Here is a 20,843-nt window from a genome sequence, read left to right as displayed (position 1 = left end):
GCCGCTTTGGCGATAATCCGATTCATAAGGCGTGTTTCTGTTGTCCGGCCCAAGGCGCCAGCATAAAGCTGAACGCCAGGCCGAGGCTGACCGATAGGCCGAAATTACTCACTGCCGGCGTGCTGGACACGGCCAGCAGACCAAACGACAACCAGGTCGTGAGCGCCGCCAGCAGCGTACCCAGCAGGCTCACGGCGGGGCCGCCGATCTGCTCGCGCATCAGGATCGCGTAGTCGACGCTGATCGCCGTCACCAGCAGCAAACCGAACAGGCTGAACAACGTCAGCGGCTGGCCCAGCCAACCGAGGCTGGCCAGGCTGCACAGTGCGGCCAGCAATGGCAGCGCGACGATGCGCAGGGCGCCGCCGAAACCAAACGGCAGGATCAGCAGCAGCACGATCAGCACGCACGACATCAATTTCAGTTGCGCGGCGCTGATCTGGGTGGCGGCGAACACGCGGTTCAGATCACCGAGGCGATCCACCAGCTGCACGCCCGGCAAGTCCAGGGCCTGCACTCGCAACAGCACCGGGTTGTTCAAGCCTTGCAGGCTGACCATTGCAGCGACGCCGCCGTCCACCGGGCCGAGCCACAGCGTACGCCAGGGTTCGGCCATCGGGCCGATCAGTGCGGCGTCGATGTCTTCGGTGGGCAGCGCTTGCAACTGCGCGACCTCGGCTTGCAGCGCGCTGGCCGGTACGCCGAGGTCGAGCAGCGGCTGCCAGTGCTGTGGCAGTGCGTTCAGGGCATCGCGCAGCTGTTGCTGCTGGGCGGGCAGGTTGACCAGTTGATTGAGCGCCAGGTAACCCTTGAGCTTGTCCATATTTACCAGTTGATCCAGGCGCTGGCCCAGCGCGGCCTGGCGTTCCAGCAGCTGCTGTTGATTGTCGGCGCGCACCAGGAAGAACTGGCTGGTGGGCTGGAAACCGGTAATCCGCGCCACGGCCTGGGCCTCTTGCAGCAACTGCGGCGGTGCGCCGATCCACTGGCGGATATCGTTTTTGCTGTTGAGCTGCCACAACCCGCCGGCGCAAAACAGCAGTACCAGCGCCAGCAGCACCGGGCTCGGCACGCGAGTGAGCAACGCCGCACGAACCTGCCACAAGCCTTCAGCGATACGCAGAGGCCATTGCGCCGGGCGCAACTCAACGCCTTTGAGCAAGGCCGGCAACAGGCACACGGCCGACAGATACGCACCGACCAAACCCGCAGCGGAGAACACCGCGATCTGGGTCAGCGCCGGGAACGGCGTCCAGGCCAGCGCCAGGTAACCGATGCAACTGGTGGCCAGGCTCAGGCTCAGCCCCGGCAGGGTCAGGCGCAATGCCGGCCAACTGCGCCACGGCTTGAGGCTCCAGCTTTTCGACAGGTAATGCAGTGGGTAATCCACCGCGACGCCGATCAGGCTGGAGCCAAGCACCAATGTCATCACATGCATATGGCCGAACAGCGCCACACACGCCACGGCGCCAAACAACATGCCCACCAGCACCGGCACGAATGCCAGCAATACCCGCCAGCGGCGGAACGCCAGCAGCAGCAACAGCAGGATGCCCACGGTCGCGCCGCCGCCGACCCAGGTGATTTCCCGCGTGGCCTGCTGCTGACCATTGGCGGCGTACAACAAACCGCTGGCCGCCAGCAGTTGCGCGCCTTGCTGACCGGCCTGTTCGCGGCTGGCCTGGAGCAAATCCGCCACCTGCAGCGGCAGTTTCATGTCAAAGGCATTGCCGGTGGTGCGCGCACGCAACAGCACCCAGCTTTTGCCGTCGGCATCGGCGATCAACGCGCCGCTGCCGATATCCAACTGCACCGAGCCACGTTGCGGCTGGCTGTTCTGGATACGTCCGGTCAGACCCAGCCAGTCATCCTGGCTCGGCACCAGGCTGAACCCGGTGAAGGGGTCGAACAGCGCCTGCACGCGCTGCTGGATAAAGGCGTCGGGGTGTTCGATCAGTTGCTCGCGGTCCTTGGTCGAGAGCATTGCCAGTCGACCACGCAGCAACTGTTCGCGCAGCGCAGGCAGGTCGGCCTGCAGGTTCCACTGCACCTTTTCGAACAGGCCGCTGGCCTGCCAGCGTTCGCCCAACTGTTGCGCCACGTTCACCGCTTGCTGGCGGTCGGCATGCCCCACCAATACCAGCATCTCGCGGTTCAGCGGTTCCTGCATGCGCTGTTCGGCCTGCAGCTCCAGGGCGTCCGGCGTACTGCCCGGCACCAGTTCCATCAGGTTGGCCGACAGCGGCGCGCCATGGCGCCACTGCCAGCCGGCCAGGGCCAGCACGGCCACCAGCAGGATCAGGAACAGGCGCGGCAGCAAGCGCTCACTGGGCAAAGTCGTGTTGCTCCGCGTCGCTCAACGGTTGTTCGGCGGTGCTGTCCTGCATGCGCAGGAGGGTGCTGTCGCCTTGGGTTTCCCGCAGCTCGATGGTTTGCACGAGGGCGCCACCGTCGATATTGATCTGGGTGAACACCTGCTTCAGCAGCAGCGAGCGCGGGATCAGCGTGAGTTTCCATTGTGTGGCCTCGCCTTGCAGTTGCAGCTCGAAATCCCGCTGCAAGCCGCTGCTGTCGCCCTGGAGCACCGCGAGGAACAACCGATTCTGCTCGGCACCGGCGCTCTTGTTTGGCAGCGTTTGCCAGCCATTGGCGTCACGCCGGGCGATGCCCTGGGCGCTGATGCGGTAGTCCTGTTGCAACGGGGTCTTGAGCAGCCACAGCAGGCCGTGGTCTTTGGCGAGGACGAAGGTGCCCTTGCTGACCAACGGCTGCGGCAGGGCGCGCAGGTGTTTTTCCTGGATGAAGCTGCCGTGGATCACGGACGGTTTGGCCAATTGATCGCTGAGTTGTTGCAGGTCAAACGCGTGAGCCAGGCCTGGAATGCTTAACAACAGGACTAGCGCTGCCACAGGGGATCTCATTTCAAGGCTCTCTCTACGGCGTCAGTGAATATTTTGGGCGAGGCCAACTGCATCTCGCGGCTGGCCATCTCCACCGCCACTTGCACGGTGGTGGCGCGGGTCAGGCGCTCGCCGCTGGCCAGGTCCGTAATCAGGTAATTGACCTTCAAACGGTTCTCCCATTCCACCAGGCTGGCGCGCACGTTGATGGTCTGGCCAAACACCGCGCCGTGCACGTAGCGCAACTGCATGTCGATCACCGGCCAGGCGTAGCCGGCTTCGAGCATCGCCGTGTAGTTGTGGCCGATCTTGTCCAGCAGCGCGCAGCGCGCCACTTCGAGGTATTTCACGTAGTGTCCGTGCCACACCACGTTCATGGTGTCGACATCGAAAAACGGCACCAGGATGTGTGTGTCGCTGTGCAATACGCCGGGGCTACGCATGCAGCCTCCAGTGTTGCTCGGCGATGCGTTGCAGACACAGGCGCAGTTCGCCTTCCAGGGCGCGGTCTTCGATCACTGGCGGGAAGTCCTTGGCCAGTTCCTCGTGCATGGCGGCCAGCGCCGGTGGCAGCGGCCGCGCATCCTCGGCCTGGGCGCGCAGCCACACACCTTGGTTGGCGGCGAGCAAGGTGGCGGCGGCGACCTGTTCGGTCAGCTCCAGCACGCGGATTGCATCGCGGGCGGCGATGGTGCCCATGCTGACCTTGTCCTGGTTATGGCACTCGGTAGAGCGCGAGAACACGCTGGCCGGCATGGTGTTTTTCAGCGCTTCGGCGGTCCAGGCGCTGGTGCCGATCTGCACGGCCTTGAAGCCGTGGTTGATCATGGCGCGGTCGGCGGGCGCGCCCGACAGGTTGCTCGGCAGGCCGTGGTTGTAACGCACGTCCACCAGCAGCGCGAGTTGGCGGTCGAGCAGGTCGGCGACGTTGGCCACCAGGGTCTTGAGGCTGTCCATGGCAAAGGCGATATGCCCGCCGTAGAAGTGCCCACCGTGCAGCACGCGCTCTTCTTCGGCGTCGATGATCGGGTTGTCGTTGGCGCTGTTCAGCTCGATCTCGATAAACGAACGCAGCCAGTTCAGGCTGTCGGCCAACACGCCGAGCACATGGGGCGCGCAGCGCAGCGAATAACGATCCTGCAGGCGGTGCAGCGGCGCGGTCGGCGCATCAATCGCCAGATCCTTGCGCAGCCAGGCCGCGACTTGCATCTGCCCAGGGTGCGGCTTGGCGGCGAACAGGCGCTCGTCGAAGTGTTCCGGGTTGCCTTGCAGCGCCACCACGTTCAGCGCGGTGATGCGCGTGGCCAGTTGCAGCAGGTAGTCGGCGCGGGCGAAGGCCAGGCAGGCGAGGCCGGTCATGACGGCGGTGCCGTTCATCAGCGCCAGGGCTTCCTTGGGACGCAACACCAGCGGGTCCCAACCCAGCTCGCGGTGCACATCGGCAGCCTGGCGACGTTCGCCACGGAACATCACCTCACGTTCGCCCGACAGGGTCGCGGCCACGTAGGACAGCGGCGTCAGATCACCGCTGGCACCCACCGAGCCCTCTTCCGGGATCAGCGGCAGCACGTCGTGTTCCAGGAACGCATGCAGGCGCTCCAGCAGCTCGACACGCACGCCGGAAACGCCGTGGCACAGCGACTGCAAACGTGCGGCCAGCACCGCGCGGGTGGCCTGTGCATCGAGCAGTTTGCCCAGGCCGCAACCGTGGAAGGTGTACAGGTGACGGGGCAGGGCCTCGACGTGCTGCAACGGCACCGCTACCACGCACGAGTCGCCGTAGCCGGTGGTTACGCCGTAGATCACGCCTTCCTTGTCCAGCAGCGAGTCGAGAAACTGCGCGCCCTTGGCGATGCGCTGGCGATACGCGGCGTCGCCCTGCAACTGGGTGGGCGCCTGACGGTTGGCCAGGGCCAGCACGTCTTCGATGCGCAGGGGGCGTTCGCCAAAGGTTACCGGCTCAAGATGCGTCGTCATCGGTCTTCCAGAAAGGGTAAAAGTTGAACCATTGTTGGGGCGCTTGCAGGCAGAACTGGCCCAGGCGTGCGGCGTAGCGTGCGGTCCACTGAGCGATGACCTGCTCGCGGGTGCTGCGTTTCCATTCGATCAAGGGTGTGAACGGTTCGATCGTCAGGCGGTAACGGCCATTGTGCTTGAGGCACATCAGCAGGTTGACCGGGCATTTGAGCAGGCCGGCCAGCAGCCACGGACCTTGAGGGAACGCGGCGTCATGGCCGAGAAAGTCCACGCGCACCGTGCGCCCGCCGTGCAGGGGCACGCGGTCGCCGGCAATCGCCAGCCACTCACCTTCGTCCAGGCGCTGGCTGAGCAGCAACATGGTCGCCGGGTCCAGCTCGCTGACCTGGATCAGGCGCAAATGGGTAGCACCGGCTTCGCCCAGCAGGCGGTTGAATTGTTCGGCGTGCTTGGTATGCACCAGCACGTTCATGGTGACTTGCTCACCGATCTCGGCCAGGGCACGGCACACTTCGAGGTTGCCCAGGTGTGCGCCCACCAGCATCTGCCCGCGCTCGCCACGCAGTTGCCCACGCAATTGCGCGGGGTCGTTGATTTCGATCTGTTCCAGGCGCAGCTTGCGGTTCCACACGTCGAGTTTGTCGAGCAGGGAATCGGCGAAGGCCATGAACTGGCCAAATACTTTGCGGTGGCTGGGGCGCAACTCATCGCGCCCGCTCCACTCGGCCAGGCGCTGTTGGTATTGCCAGGCGCTCTGGCGCGCGCTGCGGCCAAACAGGAAGAAGTACAGCACGATGCCATACAGCACCGGGCTCAGCAGGCGGCGGCCGAGGACTTTGGCCGCGAAGGCGGTGAATTTCATCAGCCAGTAGCTGCCGCGCTCTTCGCGGTCGGCCCAGTGTCGGGTGTTGTCGCTCATGCCTGCCACCGCCGCCACAGGATCATCGGCGCACGCACCAACATGCCGAAGAACAGCCGCGTGTGCATGGCGCTGATACGCACGTTGTCATGGAACAGACGAAAGTGCGACAGGCCGTCAGTGGGGTAATGCACTTGGGTCGCCAGCCAGCGCATTGGCTGGTTGCGCCAGGCCAGGCGCACCAGGATGTCGGAATCGAAGTCCATGCGCGTGCCGATATAGGCCGAGTCCATCAGCGCCAGCACCGGTGCCAGCGGGTACACGCGAAAGCCGCACATCGAGTCGCGGATCTGCAGCGACAGTGTGTTGATCCACACCCACACGTGGGTCAGGTAGCGTGCGTACAGGCGGCCTTTGGGCACGCTCTCGTCGTATTCGGGGTAGCCGCAGATAATCGCGTCGGGGTGCCTGCGGGAGGTGTCCACAAACGTCTCGACTTCGCGCAAATCATGCTGGCCGTCGGCGTCCACTTGCAGGGCGTGGGAGTAGCCCAGGCGTGCGGCTTCGCGGAAGCCGGCCATCACTGCGCCGCCCTTGCCTTGGTTGCTCGGCAGGGTCAGCAGGGTGACGTTATCCAGGGTCGCCAACTGCGCCAACACGGCGGCGCACGCCGGGCTGCTGCCGTCGTCTACCAGCAGGCACGGCAGGCCGCTGTTCAACAGGCTGCTCACCACGGCTGGCACTGCGGCTTCATGGTTATAGACCGGGATCAGGGCACAGGGCTTATGCATGCTCGGCCACCAGTTGGATCCGGCCACTGGAACACGCCGCGACGCCGTTGCGGTAGGCGAAGTACAGCTTGCCGCGCTCCCGGTCGAAGCGCAGGTGCAGTTCGATACGGTCGCCCGGTCGCACCAGTTGCTGGAACTTGAGCACTTCCATGCCGGCGAAGGTCGCGGGCAGGTCGAGCAATTGCTGGCCCAGGTTGAACGCCCATTCCACCTGCACCACGCCCGGCAGCACCGGCGTGACCGGGAAGTGCCCGCTGAAGTAGGCCAGGTCCGGCGGCACGCTCAGTTGCACGGTCCATTCGCCATTGGCTTCGCTCTGCTCCAGCACCTGCGGCGCCTTTGGCCGTGGCGCCAGCAGCAACGCGGTCACATCGGCCTGGGGCAACTTGCCTTGGGCGTTCAGCGGTAACTGGCGCAGCAGACGCCAGCGACGGGGCAGGGCCAGGGCTTCGCAATGCTGGCTCAGATGTTGGCGCAGGGTTTGAGTGAGGCTGCGGCGGCCTTGGTTGCGCAGGGCGTGCAAACCCTCGGCGCTCAGCACTACGAGGGCGCCGAGTGAGGCGCGGCTCTCTTGCACCACGCCCAGGCGGGTTTCCGCGACCCAGGGGTGAGTCATCAGCGCCTGCTCCAGCATGGGCAGGGAGATGCGTTTTTCTTCCAGTTTGACGATGCGGTCCAGGCGGCCGAGCAGCTCGAAGCGGCCATCGGCGTGGATGCGCGCAGCGTCAGCGGTTTGTTCGATATGCCCTGCGGGCAGGTAAGGCGAGGCGATGCGCAGCGCGCCGTCGGCGTCCTGGCTCAGTGCCACACCGGCAAACGGCTGCCAGGGTTGCGCACCTTGGCGCCAGGCGATGCCGCCGGTTTCCGAGCTGCCGAGGATTTCCGTCGGCCATTGCTGCAAACGCTCGTAAAGACTGGCGGCGGCTTCGACGGGTAAGGCGCCGCCGGAGGAAAACACCCGCGACACCTGGCTCAGCGCCGGCCAGTCGAGGTTGTCGCCCATGCGCTTGAGCAGTGCCGGGCTGGCCACCCAGGCGAACTGCGTGTGCTCGCGGCTGGCGCGCTGCAAGTCTTCGGGGAAGGCCAATTGCTTGCGCATAAAAGTGCGACCGGCGCACAGCGGCCACAGCACGCGGAACAGCAACCCATAGATGTGCTGGGTGGCGACGCTGCCGATGATGCAGGCGTCTTTAAGGTCCGCACCCCACAAGGTTTCCAGCGCTTGAACCTCGTTGGCCAGTTGGCGCAGGGTCTTGTCGATACGCTTGGGTTCGCCGCTTGAGCCGGAGGTGCACAGGCTCAGCTGGCAGCTGTCCAGGTCGAGCGCGGCGCCAGGCAACGGCGCCTGGTACAGCGCGTCGAGATCGGCAGCGTCGACCAGCCAGGCATCGACGGCATCGGCCCAGCGTTGGCGGGTCTGGGGCTGCAGATCGGCAGGCAGCAGCACGCTGACCCCGGCGCGCCAGGCGCCCAGCAGGGCGATCGCCAGCACACCGGCATCTTCCAGGTGCACCGCCAGGCGCCGAATGCCGCGCGCTTGCAGGCCCGCGGCCAGACTGAGGGATTGCTCCCACAGCTGGGCGTGATTCATGGCAGGTTCGGTCGTGACCCAACGCTGTTGCAGCGGCTCAAGCAGCAAGTGCTCAAGTTTCAACCCATTCATATGCGGCCTCGAACCCTTTGTCGTACCAGCCATTCCACGGCAAACAACAAACCCATCAGCCCGTAGGCGATCAGGCCGTTGTACAACGTCCACCAGCTCAACGGCGCCCACAGGGTGAGGGCGGCGGCGAGCAGGCCATTACACAGAAAAAACACGCTCCACACCACGGTGACCTGGCGTGTATACACAATCGCATGGGGCGGCAGTTGCGGGTCGGTCATGCGGGCCAGGCGTTCGACCATCGGTGGGCCGTATTTCAGGCTCAGCCCAAACAGCGCCAACATGAACGCACTGACCAGGCTCGGGTACCAGCGCAGCAAGTGCGGGTTGTCGAACCAGGCCAGCAACAGGCAAAACACGATCACCGCCAACGCCATCCAGCGGCTGCCGGGGCGTGGTGCGCCGGTAAACGCGCGCAACAGCCAGAGGCTGCCCAGCAGCAGCCCGAATTGCCACGGTGCAAAGTGCTCAGTGCCGTAATACACCGCGAAGGGGTACAGCAGCCCCGCCAACAACAGGCCAAGGCCGATCAGCCGGCTCATGCGGCGGGTTGGACCAGACGGTACACCGCCTCTACCACGTCGTTCACGGTGCGCACGGCCTTGAACTCTTCGGCGGCAATCTTCTTGCCGGTCTGGCGCTTGATGTGGTCGATCAGGTCCACGGCATCGATGCTGTCGATTTCCAGGTCTTGATACAGATTGGCGTCCAGGGTGACGCGCTCCGGGGGGAGTTCAAACAGTTCCACCAAGGCATCGCGCAGGGTGTTGAAAATATCGTCACGAGTTTGCATGGTCCGGTCTCAAGCTGCCTGTCTGGCCGTGACGAACGCCGCAAGGCTCGCCACGTTGGTGAAGTGATTACGGGTGTCCTTGGCGTCGGCATCGATCTTGATACCGTACTTTTTCTGAATCGCCAGGCCCAATTCCAGGGCGTCTACCGAATCCAGGCCCAGGCCTTCGCCGAACAGGGTTTGGTCGCTACCAATGTCGTCGGCGCTGATGTCTTCCAGGCCGAGGGCCTCGATGATCAGCGTCTTTATGTCGTGCTCAAGGCGGTGTTGGTCGCTCATCTTCGGCGAGCTCCTTAATGAAATAGTGGTGCAGGTAATCGTTGAGCTTGCGTGAAGCCTGAGGCGCGGGCCCCAGTGTTGCGAACGCCTGTGGTTCTATATCGGCCCCCACGCGCAAACTGAAGTGAAAACGGCGTTTGGGGATGCGATACCAGGGTTCGGCCTTGGTCAAGGTGGTGGGGCTGACCTTGATCACCACGGGGGTGATGATTGTCGCACCCCGCAGCGCAATGGCGGCGCCGCCGCGATGAAAGGCGGGCGCTGCGCCGGGCGTGGTGCGGGTGCCTTCAGGGAAGATGATCAGCGTCTGGCCTTCGCGCAGGGCGTCGGCGGCGGCATCCAGCATCTCTGCGCTGCCGTCATTGCTGATATAGCCGGCATCGCGTATCGGCCCACGGGTGAACGGGTTCTGCCACAGGCTCTGCTTGACCACGCAGTTGGTCTGGCGCATCAGGCCGATCAGGAACACCACATCGATCAGCGACGGGTGGTTGGCGACGATCATCTGGCCAGGGCGACCGAGTTTCTCGGCGCCTTCGACGCTGTAGGTCAGCACGCCCGCGCGTTGCATCAGGCGAATAAAGAACCAGAACAGCTTGCTGATGGTGTGACGGGCGCGACGCTGATGCTTGTCGGCGCTGCCCGGCAGGCAACTGAGCACCGGAAACACCAGCAAACGCAGGCACAGCCCACCGACACCAAACAGGAAGAAGCTGGCGGCGGTGGCGAACAGGCGCCAGTAGTAGGCGTCCCGTGGCTTGTCGGTCAGGGCTTGCGTTGCCAGTTCCATACACGGTTCTTCCAGGCATGTTGGCAGGCACCCTGTTCGGTGAGCAGGGTGCGCAGCAGGTTCAGGGCGTGGGGCCACTGGGTTTGAGTGGCTTGGACAGTGCCGGGCGTGAGTTCCAGTTGCCACTCGTCGCCTGGGGTCAGCAGCAGGCCGAGGGCGTAGGGGAAGGGCACGTCAACGATCCAACTGGCGTAGGCCTCGGGCGGCTGTTCTTCGGTGATCACCAGCAATACCGCCGGGGCGCCTTCGTTGAGCAGCGCGGCGGCTTCGAGCATGCCGTGCTCCAGGCCGTCGCCGGCGGCGGCGAGGGCGGTCATTTCACTGGTTTCATTACGCAGGATCGACCACAGGCCAATCACGGCGTTATGCACCGACAGGCTGAATTGGGTCGGCGACAACGGCTGGTCGTTGGCCAGGTCGCTGAGGATGTCGAGGGTGCGCGGGGTTTCGCCATGCCGGGAAATAAACACCAGCGGCAGGTCTTGCAGGCCTTCGGCCAGCGGCCAGCCCACGCTGAACGCCATGCGTGCCAGCCGGCTCAGGCGGCGGCGCTGCATAGCAGGCAGGAACGACACGTCGGGCGAGGCATCGCTGGCGGGCAGCAGCGCAGGGGCCTGGCACCAGGCGTGCCAGTCGTGCGCACTCTCCAGCCCTGGGGCCCAGGCGCGCCATTGGGCGATATTGAAGTTGATCACTGAGAAGTTATCCCGCCCCTGCGGGCTTCCATGTGCGGCTTTTGGCCCCGAATACCGGGACAGGGAGCAATCGCCGAATGGCGCGCATTATCCCGGTGCCGTGGGGTTCTAGCAAACTTTGGTAAAGGTTTGTTCACGGCGGAATACAAATTGTTGGTAAAGATTTACAGATTGTCCGTTATGGACGGCTGGGTTGGCTTGTCGGCCCGTTCCTAATCACTCGTACGTGACTTGCCTTTGATGCAGCGATGCATTGTTGAACGAGGTAGCTAACAGGCGCTTTTGCCCTCTACACTCGGACATTCATTGATACACGGAGGTTTTTCCATGCGGCGTGTGGTGTTCAATCAGAAAGGCGGCGTTGGCAAGTCCAGCATCGCCTGCAACCTGGCGGCGGTCAGCGCCAGCGAAGGCTATCGAACCCTGTTGGTGGACCTCGATGCACAAGCCAACTCTACCCAGTACCTCACCGGGCTGACCGGCAACGACATCCCCATGGGGATCGCGGACTTTTTCAAGCAAACCCTGTCTTCCGGACCGTTTTCGAAGAAGAACAAGGTCGATATCTACGAAACGCCGTTCGACAACCTGCACGTGATCACCGCCACCGCAGAGCTGGCGGACCTGCAGCCTAAGCTTGAAGCCAAGCACAAGATCAACAAACTGCGAAAGTTGCTGGATGAACTGGCCGAAGATTACGACCGGATCTATCTCGATACGCCACCGGCACTGAATTTTTATGCGGTTTCGGCATTGATTGCCGCTGATCGTGTGCTGATCCCCTTCGATTGCGACAGCTTCTCGCGTCAGGCCTTGTATGGCCTGCTGGCTGAAATCGAAGAATTGAAGGAAGACCACAACGAAGGCCTTGAAGTGGAAGGCATCGTGGTCAACCAGTTCCAGGCCCGGGCGAGCCTGCCGCAGCAGATGCTGGAGGAGTTGATCGCCGAAGGCTTGCCGGTGCTGCCGGTGTACTTGGCCAGTTCGGTGCGTATGCGTGAGTCGCATCAAGAGAGCAAGCCGCTGATCCACCTGGACCCTCGGCATAAGCTGACGCAGCAGTTTGTGGAGTTGCATAACCTGCTGGAAAGCGCCTGATCCAGTGTGGGAGGGGGCTTGCCCCCGATAGCAGTGTGTCAGCCAGCCCACCTGGTACTGATCCACTGCCATCGGGGGCAAGCCCCCTCCCACATTTGTATTGTATTTCTGCTGGTGGATTTGGATTTGCCTCACTGGGGCTGTAGGAACGGTCTTGCAATAGGGCGTGTGCCTTGTCTCATTGCCTACAGCTAAGCCAGAATCGCCCGGCTTGTGCGTCTGGATGGTCGTCTCTCAGGTTTGCCGGTCACTGAATGTTCAGTGATCGGGTTTAGTAGCCTGTGGTGAGACGTACAGCAAATCATTGATCAGGACTGTCCTGTATTTGATGGTGGCTGTACGGAGGGCGCTTTCGAGCGCGCCGGTGAGTCTCCCCGGTCTACTAACCTGCGTACAGCTGCCACCCTCCGTTTAGTAGCGGCTGGTTGCGGCGCTTACTCGGAGACGTTCCATGGTTAACCTTTACGCCGTTGCACCCGACCTCCCCACCGAAACCCTCGTGCTCAACAGCTACGAAACCTTGTCCTCTGTGCGCACGCTATTGCTCAACCTATCCAACGACCTCACTGGCGAACACCGCGACGTAGCCTTGGCTATTCATCAATTGAGTGAGCTGGGCGTGCTGCTGGTGGGCCAGATGATGGACCGCGAAGTGCCGCTGGCCTCAAGGTAGGCGCGGTCAAAAAAGTGTGGGAGGGGGCTTGCCCCCTAGCAGTGTGTCAGCCAGCCCACTTGGTACTGATCCACTGCCATCGGGGGCAAGCCCCCTCCCACATTTGATCCCGTTGATTGAGGGGCTGGTTTACACCCCTTGGCTGCGCAACCAGCTCATCAACTGCGGCAACGGAAATGCGCCGCTCTGGCGCGCCACCTCGCGGCCGTTCTTGAACAGAATCAAACTGGGAATCGAGCGAATCCCCAACTGCGCCGACAACTGCTGATTGGCCTCGCTGTCCAGCTTGGCCAGCCGACACTTGGCCTCCAACTGCCCGGCCGCCTGTTCAAACACCGGCGCGAACGACTTGCACGGCCCGCACCAGTCGGCCCACACATCGACCAGAAGCGGCAGGTCGCCTTTGATCTGGCTGGCGTAGTCGCCTTGTTTCAGCTCAAAAGGCTTATTCAACAACACCTGTTGCTTACAACGCCCGCATTTGGGCGCATCTCCCAGGCGTTCGCCGGGGATGCGGTTGAGGCCGTTGCAGTGAGGGCAGGGGATGACTAGAGGTTCGGACATTGAGGGCTCCTTGGAAGTGGCCAATGGCACTGTATTTGGAGTCGGGGGCTAGGTTTATCAAGTCAGGCGGATGCGACTCATCCGCTCACAGTTCTGCCCATGTCGAAGCGAGATTGTCTATCTAGGCTGCTAGAGCCGGTTTTGTCTTGAACCATTGGTCTGCTTGTGGCTATAGCAAATTGCGATAGTCGCAATTCGGGTTTAGCCTCCATAGCACGATGCGATAAGGATGTTGCATGCGAGTCATCAGTGAAAAAAGGATTTGGGAAGCAAAGGAAAAATGGCCCCGTTCCGCAGCGGCTTTGGATCAGTGGTATCGCATCATCAAGCGAAATTCCCCCAAAGACTTTGCGGCGATGAAAACCATGTTCCCCGCCACCGATAAGGTCGGAGCGTTTCATGTATTTGATATTGGAGGCAACAAGCTTAGGTTGATTGCTAGCGTGGAGTATCAGGTGCAGCACGTTTACATCAAGCACCTGCTTGATCACCGCGATTATGAGAAAGACAAATGGAAGGAAAAAATCAGATGAGCGCGCTTATGCGAGTCGCGGTCGAACACTGGCAATTCGTTTCGCCAGTACTACGAAAGCCGGAAAACGAGGCAGACTACGACGCGATGGTGGGCTGCCTGGACGAGTTATTGAGCCTAATCGGTGAAGATGAGGACAGCCCGCTCATGAGTTTGGTGGACATCCTCAGCGATTGGATCGAAGCCTATGATCATGCGCATCGGCCAATGCCCGTCGCCAGTGGTGTAGATGTGCTGCGCTATATGATGCGCGAGCACAACCTCACCCAGAGCGACTTGCCGGGCGTTGGTGCTCAATCGGTTGTGTCCGAAGTACTGAGCGGCAAGCGCCAGCTCAACGTGCGGCAGATTCGTTGGCTGGCGGAGCGTTTCGGTGTTTCAGTGGAAACCTTTATCTAAAGGTTTCACGACGAACAACTGATCTCCAAATGCTTGCCCCAATCCGGCGGCCGCTGCGCGTATTGTTCCATTCCCGCCTGTTCCTCAAACGGCTTGGAAAGCACCTCATGCAGCCGCCGCACTTCGCTGTAATCGCCTGATTCTGCGGCGGTGATAGCGTTCTGTGCCAGGTAGTTGCGCAGGATGTACAACGGGTTCACTGCGTGCATCCGCTCACGGCGCTGTTCTTCGCTGCAGTTCCCATCCCGTGCGACACGTTCCTTGTACTGCTCGGCCCAGGCGTCAAACCCGGCCATGTCGACAAAATTATCGCGCAACCGCGTCACGGCCAGCGCCGCGGATTCATCCCCCAAACGGCGGAAGAACAGGGTGTAGTCCACGCCACTGTTCTGCATCAGCTTGAGCAGGCGCTCCACCAATTTCTGGTCGTCGTCTTCAGCGGTGGTCAGCCCCAGGCGGCGGCGCATCAGGTCGAGGTAGTGGGCCTGGTAGAACGGCAGGTATAGGCCCAGGGCTTCCTTCAAGGCTTCAACGCTGATAAACGGCGTCAGCGCCTGGGCCAGCGCGCTGAGGTTCCACTGGCCAATCGGCACTTGGTTGCTAAACGAGTAGCGCCCTTCATGGTCGGAATGGTTGCAGATGAAGTGCGCGTCAAAATCATCCAGAAACGCAAACGGCCCGAAGTCGAATGTGATGCCCAGGATCGACATGTTGTCGGTGTTCATCACGCCATGGCAGAAGCCATAGGCCTGCCATTTGGCGATCAGCTCGGCATTGCGTTCGACGATTTCGCGGAACATCGCGAGGTAAGGTTCAGGCTGTTCCTTGCACTCGGGGTAGTGCAGTGAAAGCACGTGCTCGGCCAGTTCCGCCTGCTGCTCTGGTTTCTTGGTGTAGTAGAAATATTCGAAATGCCCGAAGCGGATATGGCTCGGCGCCAGGCGCAGCACCATCGCCCCGCGTTCCTGTTTTTCGCGCCATACCGGCGTGCTGGAGCCGATCACGCACAGCGCACGGCTACTGGGGATGCCCAGCGCGTGGAGTGCTTCAGAGGCAAGAAACTCCCGAATCGACGAGCGCAAAACCGCACGGCCATCGCCCATCCGCGAGTAAGGCGTCATTCCGGCACCCTTGAGGTGCAGGTCCCAGTGTTCGCCGGCCTGGTTGTACACCTCGCCGAGCAACAACCCGCGGCCATCGCCCAGTTGCGGGGAATAGCCGCCAAATTGATGCCCGGAATAGACCATCGCACGCGGCTCAGCTTCGGCCCACAGCTTGTGGCCGCCGAACAGCTCGGCGAATACCGGCGTGTCGGCCACCGTCGGGTCGAGGTCGAGCAGGGCCATGGCGGCATCGCTCGCCACGACAAGGCGCGGCTCGTCGAGGGGCTCGGGCAAAACGTGGGTTGAGAACGCGTCGCCCAGGCGTGCGAAGCGGTTGTCGAAGGTCAGTTCGTCGAGGGCTTTCACCGGCCATCTCCAGCAGAATGTCCGAACATTCTGCTGGGGATAGGGCGTTTAGTCGAGTTTGCTCGGTGGCGGTTCCGGCGCGTCTTCGACTTTACCGGGCGGCGGCTCGGGGGCGTCCTGCTCTGCGGCAGGCGCGGCGATGGTCTTGCGATCATCCTCGACCGGCACCAGTTTGTACTCCTGGCCGTGCATGTTCTTGAGGTACACCTCCATCTGCCGGAACGAGATGTTGATGTGCTGCTTCTTGAACTCGCGGTTGATATAGCGGTTGACCTCGTCCAGCACCGGGTTGCGGTCACCGAGGTCGCGCACGTGCATGCGCAGCTCGTGGTCGAGGGTGCTTTCGCCGAAGTTGAGGAAATACACGTGAGGTTCCGGCTCCTTCAGAACCCGTGGGTTTTCCCTGGCAGCCTTGAGCAGCAATTCCCTCACCAGGTCCAGATCAGAGCCGTAGTCCACGCCCAGCTTCAGGGTGACGCGGGTGATGGTGTCGGTCAGCGACCAGTTGATCAGTTGCCCGGTAATAAACGTCTTGTTCGGGACAATGATGTCCTTGCGGTCGAAGTCGGTGATGGTGGTGGCGCGGATGCGGATCTTGCTCACCGTGCCCGACAGGTTGCCGATGGTGATGGTGTCGCCGATACGCACCGGGCGTTCGAACAGGATCATGATGCCGGAGATGAAGTTGGCGAAGATCTCCTGCATGCCGAAGCCCAGGCCCACTGACAGTGCGGCCACCAGCCATTGCAACTTGTCCCAGCTCACGCCGAGGGTAGACAGGGTAGACACGAAGCCCACGCCGGCAATCACATAGGACAGCAAGGTGGTGGTGGCGTAGGCGCTGCCCTGGGCCAGGTCCAGCTTGGACAGTACCAGCACCTCCAGCAGACCGGGCAGGTTGCGCGCCAGGGCGAAGGTGATGCCGATGATGATCAGCGCGCCGAGCAAGTCGCCGATGCTGATAGGCACCATGCTGATATTCGCACCCGTGCCGCTGGTGTATTCGTACAGCGTGACGTTATCCAGGTAGGAAAACACCGAGATCAGGTCCGACCACACCCAGTACAACGCGGCGATAAAGCCGCCAAGCAGGGCCAGTCGAATCAGGCGCATGGACTGTTCGTTGACCTGTTCGATGTCCAGGGTCGGTTCTTCGATCACGGCTTCGCCATCACCGGCTTCCTTGGCGGCCTGGCGTTTGGCCAGGGCTCGGGCATAGGCCAGGCGGCGGGCGGCAACGCCCAGGCCACGCACGAAGGTGGCTTCGATCACCAGCCAGAACATCAGCAGGTACAGGGTGTTGATCAACCGGTCGCTGAGTTTCAGGGCGGTGTAGTAGTAGCCGAAGCACACGGCAATAAACAGCGCGATGGGCAGTGCGGTAAACAGCAGGCCCACGGCTTTGCGGAACAGCGAGGCTTTTTCGTGGGTCGGGCTGTGCAGCAGCAGGCGCCCGAGCAGCCAGGCCATCAGCGCATAGCACGTCAGGACCACGGCGATGCCTAGCACGTCGTCGGCCAGTGCCGCCGGTTGATGCTCGGCAATCGCCACCACGGCCACCAGCGCCAGTACGACCAGGCCGAGTTTACGCACCCAGCCTTGCAGGAATTCGACCTGGGGTTTTTCCCAGCGAAAATGCAGTTCGGCCACGCCGCCCGGCGCCAGGATGCGGTAGGCGGTGTAGAACACCAGCCACGCCTGGGCGATCTGCAGCAATGCCGCGCCCAGGTTGGCGTTTTGCCCACGGGCGTCGATTTGCAGCGCATAACCGCACAGCGCCAGGCCCAGGGCTACCGGCATCGCCAGCAGGATATTCACCAGGATCGCCTGCGGCGTGTGCCACTGGCTGTCGCGTTTGAAGTGGCCGATGTCCAGGTGGACCCTTTTCAGGCGGGCGTACAGCGCGGTGCGCCGCCACAGCAGGAAGCCGATCAACAGCAACAGCGGCAGGAACAGCAATGGGCGCTGGGTCAGACCGTCATACAGCTCACTGACGCTGGAGGCCCAGGGCAAGGTGGTGACTTGCTTGCTCAGGTGCGCCGGCACGGTCTCCAGCCACTCGGTGTCCAGCGGCTTGTTGCTCGGGATCCAGAACATCTGCTCGTCGAGCGTGGCGCGCAGGGTGGTGGCGGTGCTGAGCAGTTGTTTCTGGTTGAGTTGCAGGGTGATGGATTCGTTGAGCAGTGCACTCAGCTCGCGGCTCAGGCGCTCCAACAGGTCGCTGCGGGTGACCGCCAGTTCCAGCAGGGTGCGGCGCAGTTGCGGGGTGACGTCGTCCGGTGGCTGGTTGGCCAGCAGGTTGTCGACATAAGCACTGGGGGAACTGATCAGTTCGCGTTGCTGGTTGACCTCGAACTGGTACAGGCGAATGTTGGCAATGTCGTCGGCCAGGTCACGGTCCACGGTCAGGCGCGGCAGTGCCTGTTTTTGCTTATACAGAATCTTCGACAGCAGCAGGCTGCCCTTGAGCACACTGATCTGCTCATCCAGGGCTGAGTCGCTCTGGGTCACGGTGTCCAGTTGCTGCTTGGTCTGCAGGTTCTTCTGGGTCAGGTCGTTGAGGCGGTCGGTGCTTTTGAGCAGGTAGTCGGAGAGCTTCAGGTTGGCCGCACTTTCCGTGGCCAACAGGCTGCTGCCTCCGGCCTTTTGCGCTTCGATGGACTGCTGGGTCACGGTCTGTTGGGACTGGGCCAGGCGCTTCTGGTTGATCAGGGTTTGCAGGTCCTGAATCTCTTGTTCCAGGCGCGCGATTTTTTCCACCACCAGGTCATGCTGGCTGTTGCCCAGGTCTTGCAACTGGCTGTTGCCGGCCAGTTCCTGGCGGCGCAGGGGGATCAGGGCATTGAGTGCGGCGAGCTCGGCGTTCAGTTGGTTGCGTTGGTCGCTGTTAAGCGCTTTGCCATTGTCCTTGCCGGCCTTTAGCGTCGAATTGATCTGCAGAATGCGCGTCTGGCTGCTGCTGATTTCGGTCTGGGCGCGTTCGGGGCGGGTCTGGGCGGCGATGGTCAGGCTGTTGGCTTCGGCCAGGTCTTTTTGCAGGTCGCCTTGCTGGGTGGTGCGCTGCACCAGCAATTGCTCAAGCTGCGGCACCGGCAGCGTGGCATAGCGCTGGGCCACCGGGATGATTTTGGTAGCCTTGAGGCGGGTCAGCTCGCGCTGGTTTTCGCTGGTCTGGCGCGGCGCGTCTTCCAGCTGGCGCTTGAGCTCGACCAGGCGCTGCTCGTAATCCTGCTGGTTGCCCAGATACGTCAGGGTCTGCTGCAGGATGGTTTGCAGCGCCTTCATGTCGGCGTCGGGCAGCTTGCGGTCGGGCAGCTTGTCCAGGGTTTGCTGGATGGCATCGGCGCTGGGCGGGTCGGCGGCATAGACGCTGCCGAAACAAAGGGTCAGGCCCAGCAGGGCAGTGGCGAGAAACGTGCGCAGGGTTGGCATAGACACCGGTCTTGCAAGGTAAAGAATCGGGAGCGTGCTGTCGCTCCGCAGTTTAGAGGAAGAGTCCGGGGCCCGGGCGACTTCCTTCGGGGAATCTGACGCCCACTTTGCCGATCTTGTTCCCGTCCATGACCGCGACGGTCCAGATGGTGTTGTTCCACTCCACCTGGTCGCCGACGATGGGGGCGCCACCGACTTTTTGGGTGATGAAGCTGCTCAGTGGCATGTCCGGATCGATACCCTCCAACTTCAGGCCGTACAGGGCCGAAACCGCGCCCAGCTGGGCGTCGCCTTCCAGCACGAAGTCGCCGAAGAAGCGCAGGTCGAGGCCGCGTTGCGGTGCCTGGCTGAACAGTTTGCCGAGGGCTGGCAGGTTGTGTTCATGGCCGATCACACAGAGCAGATCGTCGACTTCCAGCACCGTACTACCCGACGGATGGAGCAGTTGCTGGCCACGGAACAGTGCCGCAATCCGCGTGCCTTCGGGCATTTTCAGCTCGCGCAGGGCTGCGCCGATGCACCATTTTTCGGCGCCCAGGCGGTACACGAACAGCTCCCACTCGCTGGTAACGTGTACTTCCAGGGCTGCACGGGAGATCGGCGCCGGGTCCGGTGGTACGGTCACTTTCAGCAACTTGGCCACCCACGGCAGGCTCGTGCCTTGTACCAGCAGTGACACCAGCACGATAAAGAACGCCAGGTTGAAGTACAGCTGCGCATGGGGCAGGCCGGCCATCAACGGGAACACCGCGAGAATGATCGGCACCGCGCCGCGCAGGCCGACCCACGCGATAAAGCCTTTTTCGCGACCGTGGAATGCCTTGAACGGCAGCAGGCCGACCATCACCGACAACGGCCGCGCAAACAGGATCATCCACAGCGCCAGGCCCAGGGCCGGCAGGGCGATTGGCAGCAAATCATGGGGCGTGACCAACAGGCCCAGCACCAGGAACATGCCGATCTGTGCGAGCCAGGCCATGCCGTCGAGCATATGCAAGATGCCATGACGACTGCGCACCGGGCGGTTGCCGATCACCAGGCCGCACAGGTAAACGGCGAGGAAACCGCTGCCGTGCAAGGCGTTGGTCAGGGCGAAGACGAACAGGCCACCGGCGATCACCAGGATCGGATACAGGCCGGTGGCCAGGTTGATGCGGTTGACCATCTGCAGCATCAGCCAGCCGCCGCCCAGGCCAACCATGCCGCCGATGCCGAATTCGCGCACCAGATGCGTCAGCAGGCTCCAGTGCAGGCCGGTCTGGCCGCTGGCGAGCATGTCGATCAGGGTGACGGTGAGGAACACCGCCATTGGGTCGTTGCTGCCGGATTCGATTTCCAGCGTGGCGGTAACCCGTTCGTTCAGGCCCTTGCCGCCGAGCAGCGAGAATACCGCCGCGGCGTCGGTGGAACCGACAATCGCGCCAATCAACAAGCCTTGGATAATATTGAGGTCAAACAGCCAGGCTGCCGCCATGCCGGTGAGGCCGGTGGTGATCAACACCCCCACTGTGGCCAGGGACAACGCCGGCCAGAGTGCCACGCGGAAACTCGCCACCCGCGTGCGCAAGCCACCGTCGAGCAAAATCACGGCCAGTGCGAGGTTGCCCACCAGGTAGGCGGTCGGGTAGTTGTCGAAAATGATGCCGCCGCCATCGACGCCGGCGACCATGCCCACGGCCAGGATGATCACCAGGATCGGAATCCCCAGGCGCGACGAAAGAGAACTCACCAGAATGCTCGCACTCACCAGCAACGCGCCGATCAAGAACAGGCTGTTGATGGTCGTCGCATTCAAAGGCAGTACTCCATAAGCAAACAAGACGGGACGCAAACTGACCATGCAGTCTGCGTGCCAGGGATTCTAACCTGTTGAATTGCGGTGCTGTCAAAAAGCTTTTAACGCCGGGCGCAGATCTGAATGTGGGAGGG

Annotated in this window: 20 protein-coding genes; 4 read left to right on the top strand and 16 right to left on the bottom strand. The window is 62.5% G+C overall.

Annotated features, from left to right (window positions below; translation table 11 throughout):
* Positions 1-22 precede the first annotated feature (22 nt).
* The 12 genes from NDJ82_RS18270 to NDJ82_RS18215 are packed head-to-tail and all read right to left on the bottom strand — an operon-like array spanning position 23 to position 10,747.
* Complete coding sequence (locus NDJ82_RS18270) at positions 23-2,335, bottom strand: MMPL family transporter (RefSeq protein WP_158879067.1); 2,313 nt, start codon at positions 2,333-2,335, stop codon at positions 23-25.
* Positions 2,325-2,921 (bottom strand): outer membrane lipoprotein carrier protein LolA, encoded by a 597-nt coding sequence (locus tag NDJ82_RS18265; protein ID WP_099583761.1) that lies wholly within the window; start codon positions 2,919-2,921, stop codon positions 2,325-2,327. Before NDJ82_RS18265 ends, NDJ82_RS18270 begins: the two co-directional genes overlap by 11 nt.
* The gene (locus NDJ82_RS18260) at positions 2,918-3,343 is read right to left on the bottom strand and encodes an acyl-CoA thioesterase (RefSeq protein WP_250926018.1); all 426 of its coding nucleotides are present in this window, start codon (positions 3,341-3,343) and stop codon (positions 2,918-2,920) included. The genes NDJ82_RS18265 and NDJ82_RS18260 overlap by 4 nt, the downstream gene beginning before the upstream one ends.
* Entirely contained in the window at positions 3,336-4,877 is a 1,542-nt protein-coding gene (locus NDJ82_RS18255) for an HAL/PAL/TAL family ammonia-lyase (RefSeq protein WP_112193071.1), read from the bottom strand. Before NDJ82_RS18255 ends, NDJ82_RS18260 begins: the two co-directional genes overlap by 8 nt.
* A complete protein-coding gene (locus NDJ82_RS18250; protein WP_099583756.1) occupies positions 4,861-5,796 on the bottom strand; it encodes a lysophospholipid acyltransferase family protein in 936 nt (311 codons plus the stop codon). Before NDJ82_RS18250 ends, NDJ82_RS18255 begins: the two co-directional genes overlap by 17 nt.
* Positions 5,793-6,527 (bottom strand): glycosyltransferase family 2 protein, encoded by a 735-nt coding sequence (locus NDJ82_RS18245; RefSeq protein ID WP_250926017.1) that lies wholly within the window; start codon positions 6,525-6,527, stop codon positions 5,793-5,795. The genes NDJ82_RS18250 and NDJ82_RS18245 overlap by 4 nt, the downstream gene beginning before the upstream one ends.
* Positions 6,520-8,190 (bottom strand): acyl-CoA synthetase family protein, encoded by a 1,671-nt coding sequence (locus NDJ82_RS18240; protein ID WP_158879070.1) that lies wholly within the window; start codon positions 8,188-8,190, stop codon positions 6,520-6,522. Before NDJ82_RS18240 ends, NDJ82_RS18245 begins: the two co-directional genes overlap by 8 nt.
* Positions 8,187-8,732 (bottom strand): COG4648 family protein, encoded by a 546-nt coding sequence (locus NDJ82_RS18235; RefSeq protein WP_099583753.1) that lies wholly within the window; start codon positions 8,730-8,732, stop codon positions 8,187-8,189. Before NDJ82_RS18235 ends, NDJ82_RS18240 begins: the two co-directional genes overlap by 4 nt.
* Complete coding sequence (locus NDJ82_RS18230; RefSeq protein ID WP_003187949.1) at positions 8,729-8,983, bottom strand: acyl carrier protein; 255 nt, start codon at positions 8,981-8,983, stop codon at positions 8,729-8,731. Before NDJ82_RS18230 ends, NDJ82_RS18235 begins: the two co-directional genes overlap by 4 nt.
* Before the next feature lie 9 nt (positions 8,984-8,992).
* Positions 8,993-9,262, bottom strand: coding sequence for a phosphopantetheine-binding protein (locus NDJ82_RS18225; protein ID WP_010563239.1), 270 nt, complete (start codon positions 9,260-9,262; stop codon positions 8,993-8,995).
* Positions 9,240-10,052 carry a lysophospholipid acyltransferase family protein gene (locus NDJ82_RS18220; protein ID WP_099583752.1) on the bottom strand — a complete coding sequence of 271 codons (813 nt, stop codon included), beginning with the start codon at positions 10,050-10,052 and terminating at the stop codon, positions 9,240-9,242. The genes NDJ82_RS18225 and NDJ82_RS18220 overlap by 23 nt, the downstream gene beginning before the upstream one ends.
* Entirely contained in the window at positions 10,028-10,747 is a 720-nt protein-coding gene (locus tag NDJ82_RS18215) for a beta-ketoacyl synthase chain length factor (RefSeq protein ID WP_112193075.1), read from the bottom strand. The genes NDJ82_RS18220 and NDJ82_RS18215 overlap by 25 nt, the downstream gene beginning before the upstream one ends.
* A 327-nt stretch (positions 10,748-11,074) precedes the next feature.
* On the opposite strand from NDJ82_RS18215, the gene NDJ82_RS18210 reads away from it, so the two are divergent.
* On the top strand, positions 11,075-11,845 hold the full coding sequence (locus NDJ82_RS18210; RefSeq protein ID WP_099583750.1) for a ParA family protein: 771 nt from the start codon (positions 11,075-11,077) through the stop codon (positions 11,843-11,845).
* Positions 11,846-12,296: 451 nt separating this feature from the next.
* Entirely contained in the window at positions 12,297-12,518 is a 222-nt protein-coding gene (locus tag NDJ82_RS18205; RefSeq protein ID WP_112193076.1) for a DUF6124 family protein, read from the top strand.
* A gap of 129 nt (positions 12,519-12,647) precedes the next feature.
* Here NDJ82_RS18205 and trxC read toward each other — a convergent pair whose 3' ends face one another.
* Positions 12,648-13,082 carry a thioredoxin TrxC gene (gene trxC / locus NDJ82_RS18200; RefSeq protein WP_099583749.1) on the bottom strand — a complete coding sequence of 145 codons (435 nt, stop codon included), beginning with the start codon at positions 13,080-13,082 and terminating at the stop codon, positions 12,648-12,650.
* 236 nt (positions 13,083-13,318) lie between these two features.
* On the opposite strand from trxC, the gene NDJ82_RS18195 reads away from it, so the two are divergent.
* Complete coding sequence (locus tag NDJ82_RS18195) at positions 13,319-13,615, top strand: type II toxin-antitoxin system HigB family toxin (RefSeq protein ID WP_099583748.1); 297 nt, start codon at positions 13,319-13,321, stop codon at positions 13,613-13,615.
* A complete protein-coding gene (locus tag NDJ82_RS18190) occupies positions 13,612-14,013 on the top strand; it encodes a helix-turn-helix domain-containing protein (protein WP_099583747.1) in 402 nt (133 codons plus the stop codon). Before NDJ82_RS18195 ends, NDJ82_RS18190 begins: the two co-directional genes overlap by 4 nt.
* Before the next feature lie 5 nt (positions 14,014-14,018).
* On the opposite strand, the gene selO is transcribed toward NDJ82_RS18190, so the two are convergent.
* The 3 genes from selO to NDJ82_RS18175 are packed head-to-tail and all read right to left on the bottom strand — an operon-like array spanning position 14,019 to position 20,709.
* Positions 14,019-15,482 carry a protein adenylyltransferase SelO gene (selO, locus tag NDJ82_RS18185; protein WP_250926016.1) on the bottom strand — a complete coding sequence of 488 codons (1,464 nt, stop codon included), beginning with the start codon at positions 15,480-15,482 and terminating at the stop codon, positions 14,019-14,021.
* Positions 15,483-15,530: 48 nt separating this feature from the next.
* Positions 15,531-18,914, bottom strand: a complete 3,384-nt coding sequence (gene mscK / locus NDJ82_RS18180; RefSeq protein ID WP_191946951.1) for a mechanosensitive channel MscK — start codon at positions 18,912-18,914, stop codon at positions 15,531-15,533.
* Positions 18,915-18,966: 52 nt separating this feature from the next.
* Positions 18,967-20,709 carry a potassium/proton antiporter gene (locus NDJ82_RS18175; RefSeq protein WP_099583744.1) on the bottom strand — a complete coding sequence of 581 codons (1,743 nt, stop codon included), beginning with the start codon at positions 20,707-20,709 and terminating at the stop codon, positions 18,967-18,969.
* Positions 20,710-20,843 lie beyond the last annotated feature (134 nt).

The sequence above is a fragment of the Pseudomonas sp. SR18 genome, from assembly GCF_023701505.1.
Taxonomy (GTDB): Bacteria; Pseudomonadota; Gammaproteobacteria; order Pseudomonadales; family Pseudomonadaceae; genus Aquipseudomonas; species Aquipseudomonas cyclaminis.
The sequence above is the reverse complement of the archived record's forward strand: the minus strand, read 5'-3'. Positions and strand labels throughout refer to the sequence as shown.

What these genes read in the sequence shown, in the direction of transcription:
- NDJ82_RS18265 (WP_099583761.1), bottom strand. Translation starts at nt 2,921, where the DNA reads ATGAGATCCCCTGTGGCAGCGCTAGTCCTGTTGTTAAGCATTCCAGGC.
- NDJ82_RS18260 (WP_250926018.1), bottom strand. Translation starts at nt 3,343, where the DNA reads ATGCGTAGCCCCGGCGTATTGCACAGCGACACACACATCCTGGTGCCG.
- NDJ82_RS18255 (WP_112193071.1), bottom strand. Translation starts at nt 4,877, where the DNA reads ATGACGACGCATCTTGAGCCGGTAACCTTTGGCGAACGCCCCCTGCGC.
- NDJ82_RS18250 (WP_099583756.1), bottom strand. Translation starts at nt 5,796, where the DNA reads ATGAGCGACAACACCCGACACTGGGCCGACCGCGAAGAGCGCGGCAGC.
- NDJ82_RS18245 (WP_250926017.1), bottom strand. Translation starts at nt 6,527, where the DNA reads ATGCATAAGCCCTGTGCCCTGATCCCGGTCTATAACCATGAAGCCGCA.
- NDJ82_RS18240 (WP_158879070.1), bottom strand. Translation starts at nt 8,190, where the DNA reads ATGAATGGGTTGAAACTTGAGCACTTGCTGCTTGAGCCGCTGCAACAG.
- NDJ82_RS18235 (WP_099583753.1), bottom strand. Translation starts at nt 8,732, where the DNA reads ATGAGCCGGCTGATCGGCCTTGGCCTGTTGTTGGCGGGGCTGCTGTAC.
- NDJ82_RS18230 (WP_003187949.1), bottom strand. Translation starts at nt 8,983, where the DNA reads ATGCAAACTCGTGACGATATTTTCAACACCCTGCGCGATGCCTTGGTG.
- NDJ82_RS18225 (WP_010563239.1), bottom strand. Translation starts at nt 9,262, where the DNA reads ATGAGCGACCAACACCGCCTTGAGCACGACATAAAGACGCTGATCATC.
- NDJ82_RS18220 (WP_099583752.1), bottom strand. Translation starts at nt 10,052, where the DNA reads ATGGAACTGGCAACGCAAGCCCTGACCGACAAGCCACGGGACGCCTAC.
- NDJ82_RS18210 (WP_099583750.1), top strand. Translation starts at nt 11,075, where the DNA reads ATGCGGCGTGTGGTGTTCAATCAGAAAGGCGGCGTTGGCAAGTCCAGC.
- NDJ82_RS18205 (WP_112193076.1), top strand. Translation starts at nt 12,297, where the DNA reads ATGGTTAACCTTTACGCCGTTGCACCCGACCTCCCCACCGAAACCCTC.
- trxC (WP_099583749.1), bottom strand. Translation starts at nt 13,082, where the DNA reads ATGTCCGAACCTCTAGTCATCCCCTGCCCTCACTGCAACGGCCTCAAC.
- NDJ82_RS18195 (WP_099583748.1), top strand. Translation starts at nt 13,319, where the DNA reads ATGCGAGTCATCAGTGAAAAAAGGATTTGGGAAGCAAAGGAAAAATGG.
- NDJ82_RS18190 (WP_099583747.1), top strand. Translation starts at nt 13,612, where the DNA reads ATGAGCGCGCTTATGCGAGTCGCGGTCGAACACTGGCAATTCGTTTCG.
- mscK (WP_191946951.1), bottom strand. Translation starts at nt 18,914, where the DNA reads ATGCCAACCCTGCGCACGTTTCTCGCCACTGCCCTGCTGGGCCTGACC.